Annotated in this window: 9 protein-coding genes; all 9 read right to left on the reverse strand. The window is 45.3% G+C overall.

The window, feature by feature from the left end; genetic code table 11:
- Window positions 1–355: 355 nt before the first annotated feature.
- The 9 genes from QZ938_RS21450 to QZ938_RS21490 all read right to left on the reverse strand — a co-directional run bounded on the left by QZ938_RS21450 (window position 356) and on the right by QZ938_RS21490 (window position 14,551).
- Window positions 356–2,023 carry a diguanylate cyclase gene (locus tag QZ938_RS21450; RefSeq protein ID WP_293353141.1) on the reverse strand — a complete coding sequence of 556 codons (1,668 nt, stop codon included), beginning with the start codon at window positions 2,021–2,023 and terminating at the stop codon, window positions 356–358.
- Between the two features lie 581 nt (window positions 2,024–2,604).
- On the reverse strand, window positions 2,605–3,072 hold the full coding sequence (locus QZ938_RS21455; RefSeq protein WP_293330298.1) for a response regulator: 468 nt from the start codon (window positions 3,070–3,072) through the stop codon (window positions 2,605–2,607).
- Entirely contained in the window at window positions 3,069–3,218 is a 150-nt protein-coding gene (locus QZ938_RS21460; RefSeq protein ID WP_293149999.1) for a hypothetical protein, read from the reverse strand. The genes QZ938_RS21455 and QZ938_RS21460 overlap by 4 nt, the downstream gene beginning before the upstream one ends.
- Window positions 3,219–3,560: 342 nt before the next feature.
- Entirely contained in the window at window positions 3,561–5,468 is a 1,908-nt protein-coding gene (locus QZ938_RS21465; RefSeq protein ID WP_293353143.1) for an ATP-binding protein, read from the reverse strand.
- A complete protein-coding gene (locus tag QZ938_RS21470) occupies window positions 5,469–7,403 on the reverse strand; it encodes a response regulator (protein ID WP_293353145.1) in 1,935 nt (644 codons plus the stop codon).
- A 795-nt stretch (window positions 7,404–8,198) separates the two neighbouring features.
- Entirely contained in the window at window positions 8,199–8,375 is a 177-nt protein-coding gene (locus QZ938_RS21475) for a hypothetical protein (protein WP_293330314.1), read from the reverse strand.
- Entirely contained in the window at window positions 8,372–11,530 is a 3,159-nt protein-coding gene (locus QZ938_RS21480; protein ID WP_293353147.1) for a PAS domain S-box protein, read from the reverse strand. Before QZ938_RS21480 ends, QZ938_RS21475 begins: the two co-directional genes overlap by 4 nt.
- Window positions 11,527–11,925 carry a response regulator gene (locus QZ938_RS21485; protein WP_293150007.1) on the reverse strand — a complete coding sequence of 133 codons (399 nt, stop codon included), beginning with the start codon at window positions 11,923–11,925 and terminating at the stop codon, window positions 11,527–11,529. Before QZ938_RS21485 ends, QZ938_RS21480 begins: the two co-directional genes overlap by 4 nt.
- A 52-nt stretch (window positions 11,926–11,977) precedes the next feature.
- Window positions 11,978–14,551: a CBS domain-containing protein gene (locus QZ938_RS21490; protein WP_293353149.1), complete on the reverse strand. Its 2,574-nt coding sequence runs from the start codon at window positions 14,549–14,551 to the stop codon at window positions 11,978–11,980.
- Window positions 14,552–14,604 lie beyond the last annotated feature (53 nt).

Genomic DNA, 14,604 nt, shown 5'->3' on the forward strand with positions numbered 1-14,604 from the left:
AGAGTCCGAACAGCGGGTTAAACCCGACTTATTAGGTGTCAGACTAGGAGCCGGATGCAGTGAAAGCTGCACGTCCGCGTTCTGAAGGAGAGGTGTCCTGTGGTAACACAGGCATCGACTCTAATTAACTGAGAGGTGCGAAGGATAATACCTTCCATCGACTCAACCAATCGCTCTTGACGTAGAGGAAGATATCAACCCAAAAAACCCGGCGGTTGGAAACCGCGTCTACACAAACAAAACCTGCCTCCGCAGGTTGAAGAGTCACTCGCACATTTCTCTCAAATTCCATATTTCTTAGTCCGCAGAGGCGGACATCGTTTGTGTAGATGCGGTTTCCAACCGCCGAGCATTTCTACAAACCGAGAGCGGTTAAAGGGGAAGATTCCGGCTTGCTGGCGTGACAAATACGATTTTTGCCTTCGGTTTTGGCTTGATAAAGGGCGCTGTCAGCGCTGCGAATTAGGCTGTCAGGAGATTGCTGGGCAGAAGGAATCGCTGTGGCAATTCCGCAACTGACGGTAACGTAGGAGCCGATCGAAGATCGCGCGTGGGGCACTTGCAAGCTGGCAATGCGATCGCAAATTTTCCGGGCGACAATGTTTGCCCCTTCAGCGCTGGTGTTGGGCAGCACTATGGCAAATTCTTCGCCGCCGTAGCGGGCCGGCAAATCCCCAGCCCGCTTGGCACAAGAGGCGATCGCCTTGGCAACTTGGCGCAAACAATCGTCGCCGCCGAGGTGCCCGTAAAAGTCGTTATAAAGTTTAAAAAAGTCGATGTCAAACATAATTAAAGACAGCGGCAGTTCCTCTCTTGCCAATCTGCGCCACTCTAACATCAAAACGCGATCGAACTGGCGGCGGTTGGCAATGCCCGTCAGTCCGTCAGTCGTGGCCAGTTCCTGCAATTTTTGATTGGCTATTGCTAACTGGCGGTAAAGTTGAGATTGTTCGATCGCGATCGCTACTTGATTCGCCAAGTGCTGTAAAAAATCTATTTCCCACTGCTGCCATTCCCTCGTCTCGCTGCAATTGTATGCTGTCAGCATTCCCCACAAATTATTGCGATTTTCTCTCTCTAAATCCGGCGCACTTTTTCCCTGTGCCTGCGGCTTGCCAACAGCCGGCAGCGAGAGATAATTTTCGGCTGCATATTGATTTTTTTCGGCTTCCCAAACAGTGCCTTCTAGTCTTTGGTTTGCCGTTTCCCAGTCGCCCGATTGCCAAATTGGCACGCTTAAAACTGCTGCAATTTCACAATCTGCCAGCAATTCTTTGCAACTCCCAGACAATGCGGCAGTGTTGACATCTGCTATTGCTTGTACAGACTGGGATTCAACCAAAACTAAACATGACACCGCCAAAGCAGCATTAATATTTTGGTTTTCAATATAACCGTCTGGCAAACCGTCACCTGCGACGATCGCACCTTTTTGCTCTTCCCCGTCAAATTGAGACGCCCAATCCTGACAGCGATAAATTAAAACCCGGTCTGTTTTGAGAAATTGGCGCACTTCTGCTACGGTACTTTGAAGAATGCTTGCCGCGTCTATTGACGATCGAATATGTTCGATCATTTGTCCCAACAGCCGCTCTCGGATCGCCTGCTGTCGCAATTGTTCTTCGACTTGCTGGCGTTCGATCGCGTAATGGATTGCTCGCACCAGCAGAGTTCTCTGAAATCTTCCCTTTACCAAACAATCTTGAGCGCCCGATCGCAATACCGACAGCGCCGTATTCTCATCATTGCTATCCGTCAGCACCACAACTGGCACTGTGGGCGATCGGGCTTTCAAGACGGCGAGATCCTCGCTTCCCCCCAAGCCGTCTGACACTGACAAGTCTAATAGTACGGCGTCAAACTTTTCTGCTTCCAGACACGCGAGTCCCCTCTCTAGAGATGTAACAGTTTGGAGGCGAAACAGAGCATCGCTGAATGACCCTAAAAGATCTTCGATCAGCGTCGCATCTGCGAGGTCATCCTCAACCAACAAAATTTTCAGACATTGGTTACGTGTTAACACAACTATAGCGTTTGGAGCAGGTTTAAGGAAAGTTTTTGTTTTGAGAGCGATACGGGCGATCGGCACTAAACAACAATAATATCTTCTAGTGGCGGGTTGAACCCGGATGTTTAACTAGCAGGCCGTGGAGCCTTGCTCTCACCCAACCTCCCCATCAGCCTGTTTATTTGTACCTACCTACTTATTTGCTTATTTGCGATCGGGCTATTTATTCCCCGAATATCCCCTAAATCCCCCTTAAGAAGCGGAACTTCGATCGGATTCTTATCCCCACCTTTTTAAGGGCAGTTAGGCAGGATCTGCCTTAATAGAATCGTATTGCAGCAATATGTCGGTCTATCAAATTCAGTTTAGCAGAAATAATTGGTTGAAAGCCTCTACTTTTTAGGAAGAAGTTAAAAGAAGACTATTCATTACTCCAATCCTCTTCCTTTTAAGTAGAGGTCGCCCTCTTGCGGTCAACTGTCAACTGTCAACTGTCAACTATCAACTGTCAACTATCAACTGTCAACTATCAACTATCAACTGTCAACTGTCAACTGTCAACTGTCAACTGAAACTATCTAGCCATCAATTAAAGCTTACAGATCGGGGGGCGGGAGCGAAACGATTTCAAACCAATACTGGCATAAAATCTTCATTACTTCCACCAATCCTTGAAAAGTGACTGGTTTAGATATGAAAGAATTCGCACCCAAGCGGTAGCAAAGCAAGATATCTCCGCTGCGGTGCGACGTTGTGAGAATCACCACCGGAATTTGTTGAAACTGGGGGTCATATCTGATCGAAGTTAGTGCTTCTCGCCCGTCAAGCCTCGGCATATTCAGATCCAAAAGTATCAGGTCTGGTCGATGCCAATTGCTGCCACCAGCATATTGACGGCGACGGTACAAATAGTCTAGCACTTGTTCTCCATTTTCCACAAATTCGCTTCTGATTGGTAATCGAACTTCTCGCAGTGCTTCCTCCACCAAAAAGCGCGTGTCCTCGTCATCGTTTGCTATTAAAATAGTAAATTTTTTCTTTTCATTTTTCTTTGGATAATTCACAGCTTGGCCTCACGACTAACTAATTTTGTGAGGTAGCGGGACTTGAAGCGGTTTGCGATCGCCTGCAAAGCATCTGTTGCCACGACGATCTGGCAAATCTGGCCCATAACACTGAATTTGTGTTGCAGCAATTGGCGGTTTTGCATAATTCGCAAATGTTTGTCACTAATCTTTGTTTCACTTGGCAGTCTCTCCGAGCACCGGCAAACGGCAAAGACATCAGAAATGCTTGTCCGCAAATTACTACTAAAACTACTGCATCCCAAAGCCAGATGATCTGGATACAGTGGAAACAAACTGACAAGTCTGGCGCACACCGCTGATTTTTAAGTTGTATAGAGATCGAGCTAATATCATTATACTGAACGATTTTTAGCTTGATGTCATCAGTGAATATGCTAAAATTTATGAGTATTTGTGTAAAAAATGATAAAAATATTTATAGTTTAACTAAATGACTGCTGACCGATCCAAGCAGAATGCTGATTTCACGGTGCAACAGGAACAGAAAAATAAAAAGTCGAGCCTCGACCGGGTGCTGATTCTACCCAAAGCCGGCCGCCATGCCGCTCGACAATTCTCAGACAAATCGCTAAACCGATACCTGTTCCCGAATACTCTTTTTGGGTGTGCAAGCGCTGAAAAATCTGAAAAATTCGTGGATGGTGCTGTTCGGGAATGCCAATACCGTTGTCCTGCACCGCAAACACCCAGTTATCTCCCTGACGCGCAGCGCCCACCTGTACCACCGGCGCCTCGCTGGTACGGTATTTAATGGCATTGCCAATTAAATTTTGAAACAGTTGCAACAGTTGAAAACAGTCACCTCTTACCATTGGCAAATCGCCCCTAGTTACAGTAGCTTGATGCTTGCGGATTGCCAACTGCAAATTAGCGCAAGCATCCTCAAAAACCTGATTGCAATTTATCAGCTCAAAAGGTTTCTGACTGCGGCCCACTCGCGAATACTCCAGCAAGTCATCAATCAGCGCCTGCATCCGCACGCAAGAATTAACAATATTGCCGACAAATTTATTCCCCTGGGCATCAAGTTGGTTTTGATAGCGCCGTTCTAATAGTTGAGCGTAGCCTGCAATCGTGCCCAAAGGTGCTTGCAAATCGTGAGAAGCCACGTAGGCAAACTGTTCTAATTCGGCATTAGAACGAGTCAGTTCTTCAGCATAACGGGTTTGAGTTTCTAAACTCGCTTGCAGCAATTCTTGTACCAGCTTGCGCTCGGAAACATCCTCGATCGCACAAATCAAATATTGCGCGGTTCCCTCAGCATCGCGCATTACCGAAACAGTAACATTCGCCCAGCACACTTCCCGATCTTTGCAGATCAAACGCTTTTCCCGAGAAAAAGTTTGAATTTCCCCGGATAACAGCAACCGCACGTATTCTCTGCCAGCTTCGATGTCATCAGGGTGAGTAATTGCCTGCCAATCAAGCTGCAACAATTCCGATTCTGCATAGCGGACAATTTGGCAAAAGCCAGGATTTACTCGCAAAAATTCGCCTAAAAGTGTGGTTTGAGCGATGCCGACTGCTGCTTGCTCAAATATCGCGCGGAAACGTTCTTCACTTTCTCGCAGGGCAATTTCTCCTCGTTTGCGATCGGTGATATTGCGAAATGTTACTGCCAGACCGTCGTTTAATTTGACCGCGACAATGTGCAGCCAAGCACTTGTCTCTGAATTGTGTTCGTAATAAAATTCTTGGTCTAAAATTTCTCCGGTTTCTACGACAGAAACGTACAAATCAAATAATCCATTATTGCGAACCTCGGGAATTTCTGCCAACAAATGATTGCCAACTATCGCATTTAATGGCCTACCAGAAATATTGTTGGCAGCAGGGTTGACTAACAGCCATTGGAAATCTACAATCTTTCCCTGACTGTTGCGGACGGCAGAATAAGCCACCACACCATCTAAGGAACTATTTAAGATGCTAGCAAGCAGCGACTGCGACTGTTGCAGTTCAGTGTTTTGCTCTTTTAGTTGCTGTTGCAGTTTTTGCAAGCAGACTTGCTTGTCGATGCGCGCTAAAACTTCTTCTACTTGAAATGGCTTGAGAATATAGTCGGCGCCGCCCACTCGAAAAGCTTGTAATTTATCATTAATCTCATCTAATACACTTAAAAAAATCACCGGAATTTGTTCGGTTTCCGGTGTAGCTTTCAGTCTCCGACAAACTTCATAACCGTTCATTTCCGGCATTCTGATGTCGAGCAAAATTAAATCGGGGCAATGGGCGATCGCAGCCTTCAACGCCAGTTTACCGCAAATAGCCCGACAAACTTGATACCCCTGGGCAGTTAGCAGCTCGGATAAGAACCGCAGATTGCTCGGTTGGTCGTCAACCACCAATACTTTAATTTCACTATGCTCCATTTATTTTAAAATAGATTGAGTTAAATCCATTATCCTGTCGAGTCGGTAATCTGCCAGCAAATCTTTTAAGGCCTCAGCTAACGTTGGATGAGTTTCCGAAATGCGATCGACAATTTGAATCGCCAGATCTTCATCAACATCATTAACTGCGTCGTAGAGTTCCTGCACCCAACTTCGAGGCATCTGGGCGAGCAGCGGCGAGAAAAATGAATCTGGTTTTTCGCTCACAAAATAACGCCGTAAAGCCCCGATAGGGAGCGCGGGCCATTCTTGATAGATATAGCGCACTCCCAAGTAAGAAGCCATCTTATCAAAGAGCATTTGCTCTTGAAAAGGTTTCCGCACAAAATCGTCGCAACCTGCGGCAAGAATTTCGCCTTTTTTTTCCTCAAAGGTGCTAGCAGTCAGAGCAATAATTACAGTTCGACGCTCAGATGGTTTCTCTTTAGATCTAATTTGTCTGACGGCTTCAAAACCGTTCATTACAGGCATTCGCGTATCCAGCCAAATTAAATCAGGGTGCCAACTTTCCCAAAGTTCAACAGCTTGGAGGCCGTTTTCCGCTTCTCGGACTTCAAAACCAATTGGTTGCAGCATTTTCACCAGCAGCAGCCGATTTTCTTGATTGTCGTCAACTGCTAAAATCCGATAAACTGGTTGATCTGGTTGTAGTGCGATCGCCCGCTGCAATGTCGCCACTGTTATTTCAGACGAAGTAGCGGGAAATACTCGGATATTAAATTTAAAAATGGTTCCCTCACCTAAAACACTGTCTACCTCAATATCTCCGCCCATGATCTCTACATATTTTTTAGTGATTGTCAAACCCAATCCCGTACCGTCAGCCGCTTGTTTGCCAGCTTCTGTTTGCACGAAAGCCTCAAATAACTTGTCAATTTCTGCTGTTGCTATGCCAACTCCCGTGTCTTCAACTTCAAACAAAATAAAATAGGAATCGTCCGAATTAGAATTAGGATCCACCTCCGATTTTGCAGGCTGCTGGTTGGCTTGCACAGCGCGCAGCCAAATACTACCGCAGTTTGGTGTAAACTTTATGGCATTTCCCAGCAAATTAATTAAACATACGCGCAGCTTTTTTTCATCAGTTTTGATGTATTGGGGAACATTCGGCTGCACGGAAAATCTTAGTTGCAAATTTTTGGTTTCAGCTTTGATTTGAAACATCTCTTCGAGAGTGTCGAGAAGTTGATAAAGGTCAAAGCTGCGTTCATCTAAGCCAATGATTCCGGCTTCTATTTTGGACAAGTCTAAAACATCGTTAATTAATTCCAGCAAATGTTGACCGCTGCGGTTGATAATTCGGAGATTTTCAATATTTTCGTGGCTGAGCAAAGAGTCGCGGCTCATGACTTGGGTAAAACCCAGGATGGCGTTCAGGGGAGTCCGCAATTCGTGGCTCATGTTGGCAACGAATTGACTTTTTGCTAGGGATGCAGCGGCTGCGGCTTCTTCGGCTTTTTTGCGTTCTATTATTTCTTGTTGCAGTTCCGTATTGCGATCGATCAATTGTTTTTTCAGTCTTTGGATAGTCAGTTGATGTTCGATTCTCGCTAAAACTTCTGCTACATGAAACGGTTTGGTTATAAAATCTACCCCTCCTACTTTAAAGGCGGTTACTTTGTCTAATACTTCATCTAAAGCGCTAATAAAAATAACTGGAATTTCTGATGTTTTCGGATCGACCTTGAGCTGCGTGCAGACTTCATAGCCGTCCATTTCTGGCATTTTTATGTCGAGCAAAATCAAGTCTGGAGAACCTGAACGCGCGGCTCTGATTGCCATTTTGCCGTTGATTACGCCCCGGACTTTGTAGCCGCGATCCGACAGCGTTGCTGATAAAACTTGCAAATTTTCGGGAGTGTCGTCAACAATTAATATGTTGCCTTTATTATTTTCTGTTTTATTGGTGGTCATCGATGGTATTTTGTGTTAAATTTATAATTGCTGAAATTATGAAAACCAATTAAATCGTCATAAAAAATCGGTAAGTGGGAAAGGAGCGAGTCTTTAGACCTGAGAGGAAAACGACTCGGCGATTTCAATCGCCTTGAATCCCCTTTCGGGGTTAGAGGGGTATGGTTGCCCCTCTGTGGAGATATGGTTGTCTCCGAATCCCTTTCGGGTAATGTTCGCCTCGACCTGGTTATAAAGGCTTGTTAGACCTGCAACACTGTTTCAGTGACTTTAAAACTATTTAATTGCAGATGACAGAGCGGAAAACTGGCGTCGCATTCTCCGGTGTCGTGACCTAAATAACGTCTCCTCGACAAGAGGGGTCTGGTCAGAACAGCTTGCAATTTCTTACAAGCTCAGTGGCTTGAGCCCTGAGTTCCTGACTATAGCACTCGCTCCAGCATCAACTACTTCTATATTTACAGAACTTACCTACAAAAAACCGAGAAATCGGGTTTTTCAGCCAAGATAGAGAGCCTTCAACAGTTGACAGTTGATAGTTGACAGAAGGAGAGCGACCTCTACCCTTAAGTCCGAGGATTGGAGTAATGAATAATCTGATTTTAATTTCTCCCACTCCCGCGGGCGGGCTTTCAACCAATTCTTTCTGGTAATACGATTTTAGATGGGGAATGAAGGATTCCATAAGGGTTTGGAGCGCTGGTAAAGCAGTTGCATTTTTTGGGTAACTGGTATAACTAGATATTTTCGTTATCAAACCCAGTTTCTTCGTCCACCACTGATTTAAAATAATCATCAAAGATAGTTTAGCCGATCGCCCAGGAGCAAGTTTAGCAATAGTCGATCGACCTCAACCATCAACAATCCCGAACCCGCCCCTCTCCCCTCGAACCTCTCCCCTCTAACCTCAACATCCGTTAAATCCGTTACATCCGTTATAAAATCCGTTGCCGAACTTCCTTCTTCTCTCAAATATTTCTAAATTCCTCAATCAAATCAATAATCCGATCGCACCGGAAGTTATTCGCCAAATCGGCGATCGCGCTGCGGTAACCAGCATCAACAGGAGGAATCGACAACAGCAGCCGAAAAATCTCCTCGTTATCAACCGAATCCGCCGCCTCGTACAACTCATCAACCCATTGGAGAGGCATAGCTTCAAAAAATGAAGAATTCAGCGCAACAGGCAAAGGAGCCGTCACAGTCGGCGCCGAAACGTCACCACCAGCAACAGGATCGGAACTTAGCGAAGCTTCTCGATCGTAAACATAGCGGACACCCAGATACTTAGCCATCTTTTCCAGAATGACTTGTTCCCGAAAAGGCTTCGCGACAAAATCATCGCACCCAGCAGACAAAATCACCGATCGCTCCTCATCAAAAGCACTCGCCGTCAGAGCAATAATCACCGTTGCTTGACCCTTCAAATGCGCTTTAATCTGTTTAGTAGCTTCGTAGCCATCCATCACCGGCATCCGCATATCCATCCAAATCAAATGAGGTTCCCAACTCGACCACACGGACAAAGCTTCAACGCCATTTTCAGCCTGCCGCACAGTAAAACCGAGAGATGACAGCATTCTCACCAGCAACAAACGGCTTTCCAGGCGATCGTCCACAGCTAAAATGCGGTATTCCGGCTGTCCGGGTTCCAGGCCCACAACGCGACGAGTTGTTTGAGCAACCTGAATTTCCACTGCATTAGGGAGCGAAACTTTAACATCAAATCTAAAAATACTGCCGTTAGCGACGCTGCTTGTCACCGTCATTTCTCCTCCCATTAACTCAACGAACTGTTTGCTGATCGGCAAGCCTAAACCAGTTCCTTCATGAGCTTTTCTTCCGCTTTCTGTCTGAGCAAAAGGCTTAAACAAACTATCCATTTCTTGGGCAGAAATTCCCGCCCCCGTGTCTTCCACTTCAAAGAGCAAGCAGCAATTTGCGATCGGCCCAATCTCTTCGTTATTTCTGTTTGACAACAGCTCATGTTTGATTCTCAAGTTAACACCACCTTCTGCCGTAAACTTGATCGCATTTCCCACCACATTAATTAATACTTGACGCAACTTACTTTCATCTGTTTCTACATATTGAGGGAGGTTGGGCGCAGCATCACAAATTAACTGCAACCCTTTTTTTTCGGCTTGCAGCTTCAGCATATCTTCAGTATTTTCTAGCATTCTGTGCAAGTCGAAGGTGCTGTTATTGAGTGTCACCAGCCCGACTTCGATTTTTGACATTTGCAGAATATTGTTGATCAGATCGAGCAAATGTTCCCCGCTGCGGCTAATAATTCCTAAATATTGCTGTTGGTCACTACCGAGGGCTGCGTCGCGCGCCAGCAGTTGACTGAAACCGAGAATCGCGTTGAGGGGAGTTCGCAATTCGTGGCTCATATTCGAGAGAAATTCACTTTTAGCCTTGTTGGCTCTGTCGGCTTCTTCTTTGGCTTTTTGCAGCGATATTTCTGCTTGTTTGCGCTCAGTAATATCGCTGGCTGTGCCTGTGGTACCGATGATATTTCCTGCTGCATCCAATCGCGCGATCGCCTTTGTATTGACATCTATCTGCCTGCCGTCTTTCCCTAATACTATACTTTCGTACTGAAACACAGCATCTCCCGTCAGCAAGTGCTGCTGAAGTTCTCGGTTCCGGTCTATTTGGGCAGGCGCCAAGAAATCGCTAAAAGAATAGCCTAGCATTTCTTCCGGCTCATAACCGTAGATTTGTTTGACAGCTTGGTTGACAAAAGTCAGGTGTCCTTGGGCATCGCAAGACCAGATAATATCTTGGGAAGTTTCAACTAAATGACGGTATTTTTCTTCGCTTTCTGCTAATGCTATTTCCGCCAGCTTGCGGGCAGTAATGTCCATCAAAGTTGTGAAGAGTTTAGTCACTTGCCCTTGTTGGTTGACAACTACTTCTCCTTTGGATTCAATGTAGCGGATCGAGCCGCCTTCACTTGTCTGTGACGGGCAAGTATCCGCAGCAATTGTCGGTTCCGGGCGCAGGATGCGATATTCCAAACTGTAGGATTTGCCGCTAGCAATAGCAGCGTCGATCGTTGTTTGCCATTTTTGGCGATCGTCCGGATGCACGTATTGTGCAAATTCACTTAGTGTTGGCGCAGCCTCGGTTGCATCGAGATCGAAAATATGAGATAATTCTTCCGACCAAGTAGTTGTATTGGCAGAAAAATCGCATTCCCAATTGCCGACGCGGGCGATTCTCTGCGCTGCTGCTAAGGATGCAGCTAGAGCCCGGAGTTTTTCTTCTGCCAATTTGCGATCGCTAATATCTTGAATCACAGAAATCACGCAGGTTTCGCCGTGAATGTCAATGATTTCAGCAGACACCAGCCCGGTTCTGAGTTCCCCAGTTTTCGTGCGCCAATCAAATTCGTAGTTACGAACAATTTTTTGTTCGTCTAACATTGCAAACAACTTGGCGCGGGCTGGTTCGCTTTCCCAAAGATTCAAATCAAGCGCCGTGCGATCGATAATTTCTGCTATCGAATAACCAATTGTCTGACAAAAAGCCTCATTGACTTCTAAATAACGACCGTCTTTAAGTCGGGCAATAGTAATCGGGTTGGGAGAAGAACGAAAAGCTTTAGCAAACTTTTCCTCAGACAAGCTCAGTTGTGCAGTCCGCTCCTCAACTAAAGTTTCCAATTCTTGATTCAGCTTTTGGAGTTGAGCATTTTGTTCCCCTAATTGCTTCTCCATAAAATAGCTGTTGACCGCTTCTTTTAAGGTCAACTTCAAATCTTCTGACTGCCAAGGCTTAGATATGTAGCGGTACAATTTAGCATATTTAATAGTATTCGCCACAGCTTCGAGGTCTGCTTGCCCCGTCAGCATGATTTTGATGGTTTTTGGTGAAATTATGTGAATCTGCTTCAGTAATTCGTCCCCTTTGATATTGGGCATCAGGTAGTCGGAAATCACAGCCACGATTTCGCAACCCTCTTCCAGCAATTCATCTATCAACTCTAAAGCCTCTTCGCCGCCTTCGGCTGTTTCTAATAAATGTTCTTCTCCTAGGGCTTTTTTTAACTCAATCTTCAAACTTTCAAGAATGATCGGTTCGTCATCCACGCAAATAATCACAGGTTTATTGTTCATATTTTTGCTAAACCAGATTTTATAGTTTCTACTAATTCTTGACCGTCCCACGGCTTGTACAAACAGCGGTGCAAGTTTGCCTGCTCTTTCACCCGTTCTATTGCTATTTCGTCAGCTTGCCCGGTCAGCATAACTTTCACAATATTGGGATATTTTTGGTGAACCCGGATCAAAAATTCATCTCCTTTAAGACCCGGCATCAACCAGTCAGATACTATGACCAAAATATCGCTTTCCTCTTCTCCTTGAATTTCCTCAATAATTTCGAGAGCTTCATCGGCATTTTCTGCTACTTCATAGAGGTAATCATCACCAAATTCTTTTTTCAGTTGAATCTTCAAGCTGTTTAAGATTACAACTTCATCGTCAACACACAAAATTACTGGTTTTGGCATAAAATTTTACTCTTTTTTTATTTTAAAATGGACGGGCAGATTGAGCCAGATTTTAATTTCTCTCAGTGATTTCGATAGGCAAGGATACAGTAAATTTGGTTTGACCTGGCACGCTTTCTACTTGCAGTTTACCTTGGTGTTTTTTAATGATTTTATGAACGATATCCAATCCCAAACCGCTGCCTTCTCCAGGAGGTTTAGTAGTGAAAAATGGCTCAAAAATTCTAGGCATAATCTCTGGAGGAATGCCGGGGCCGCTGTCGGTAATACTGACTGATATTGCGTTATCTTGGTGTTTGACCTCAATTTTTAACATTCCTTTGTTGCCCATCGCTTGTAAAGCATTATGAAGCAAATTTGTCCAAACTTGATTTAGTTCATCAGGATAGCATAGCATAGAGGGTAAATCATTACCATAATTCCTGACGACTTCCACACCATGTTTGATTTGGTAGTGGTAAAGCGTTAAAACAGTATCAATCCCGTCGGTAATATTGGCGATCGCCTTGGAACCCGACTGGTCGTAACGAGAATAGCTTTTCAAGGCAAAAACAATTTTGGCTGCCCTATCTGTCGCAGTAACAATATTTTTAGTGCTTTTTTGTACCGTAGCAAATTCGTAAGCGGTTTGTAAAATATTTGGACTTGCGCTGTCTTTCAACAAAGGTAAAAAACGTTCGAGATTATTGCAAATACCAATATCTAACAAGGTACAAGCAAGGCTGTCAGCGTCGTCAATTTTTTCTAATTCTAATTGCCGCTGCAAAAGTTTTTTCAACTGACGTTTTTCTTTGCTAGATAAGTTGTCTGTTTCCGTAGTTGAGTTGTACAGCAGGGCAAAGAAATCCTGCTGCCGTTCCGGAGATAGTTGCTTGAAAAATATCGGTAACTGGTGCAATTGTTCGGCCCAGAAGTCGGCGATGTTCTGCACCGAGGAGCGAATCGCCCCTAAAGGAGAATTGATTTCGTGGGCAACTCCGGCAATTAACTGTCCGAGGGCTGCCATTTTTTCTGATTGAATCAGCTCTTGTTGAGTGCGCTTCAGTTCTTCTAGGGTATGAGCTAATTCTACATTTTTTTTGCACAGCGCTGACTCTGCTAGTTTGCGGGCGCTGATGTTGCGGGCAACCCAAATCACTGCATCTTTTGAGAACAGAGAAATACAGGCGGAAAACCAAATTTCGCGATCGCCAACTGTTAAACTGTAGTCGAAATTGAGGGTTTGTTGCGTCTCTAACACTTGCTGAACTAGCATCCACCAATCATCGGGGTTGTCGTCGTCAAAAAAATGTTCGACCGTCAGGCTGACTAGATCGCAATCCGGCTCATAAACTGCCGCCGTATTAGTCGGCAAAACCTCTATGTTGCCATGAATATTTAGTACGAGAACGATGTCTGTCATCGCTTCAAAAACAGCACGAACTTTGGTTTCAGAAAAGTGTAATTTTTCTTCTAGCAATTTGCGATCGCAAATTTCTTGCTGTAATTCTTGGTTGCTGGCTCCTAGTTGAACCGTGCGCTCTCGAACTCGCTGTTCCAGTTCGGTGTTGAGGCGGCGCACTTCAGCTTCGGCGGTGGCGCGGTCTTGTATTTCCTTCTTTAATTGACTGTTCGTGTTAATTAATTCTACAGTACGCAGCTTAATTTGCTCTTCTAAGTTTTCATTTAATAACCGCAACTCTTCCTCTATTTCGGTTCTGCGAAGCGCTTCTTTTTGCAATTGTTCGTTCACTTTTTTTAACTCCAGGATATTTTCGGCAACTGTTTCCTGCAAAAGCTCGACATTCGCGTGCATTTCTACCGGGTCTAAGGCTTGCAGCAGGCTACTTTGGGTGATAATTCCGGCTAAATATCCTCCCTCGTCCACCACCACCAAGCGCCGGATGTGGCGATCCTGCATGAACTGGTGAGCCTCCCACAATGTGGCTTTTGCCTGCAACTGCATCAGGGGAAAACTCATGGCGGTGGCGGCCATCGTGCCAGCGAAATCGAGTCCGGCAGCTTGGAATTTAACAATGTCCCATTCTGTAATGATGCCGACTGGTTTCTGATTTTTGTTGTCGGACTCATTGCAAATGACTATGCAGCTTTTGCGGTGAGTTGCCATCTGTTTTGCCACTTCTAAAACTGAGGTGTTAGTTGAGGCAACTCTTACTTCTGCGGTCATAATTTCTTCGGCGCGCCGCATTTGCAGCAAGTCGCCCGGTTTCAGGATTTGACGGATGCTTTCTCCGGTGATGGCGCCCAGCAAGTTTCCGCTGTTGTCTGTGACGGGCAAGTGACGGATTTTTGTCGTTAGCGCAGCCCTCGAAGAGGATCGCAATATATTCAATATTTTGAAGATATTCCCCGCTTTTTCCAGGGAAATGGCGATCGGCTTTTGTGTCATTACCTCAGAAATTGTCATCCCTGCTAGCGGTATTTCGCTCGCAGTTATTTTCACAACATCGCGCTCTGTAAAAATTCCCATCAGTTGCCGATCGAACGCGATTAAAATGCAACTAGCCCTCGCCTGAGTCATGGCGGCGATCGCGACTTTCAAGGGTGTATCAGGAGGGAGTACCGGCGGTTTGCGGTCGATCGCCTGTTCTAAGAAGCTTTGGCTATCAGAAACTGTTATTGACATGGGCAAATCAAGGGGGAGATGCAGGTGGAACCGGCAATTAATGCCATTTTAGA

The sequence above is a fragment of the Microcoleus sp. CAWBG27 genome, from assembly GCF_020883145.1.
Classification (GTDB): Bacteria; Cyanobacteriota; Cyanobacteriia; order Cyanobacteriales; family Microcoleaceae; genus Microcoleus.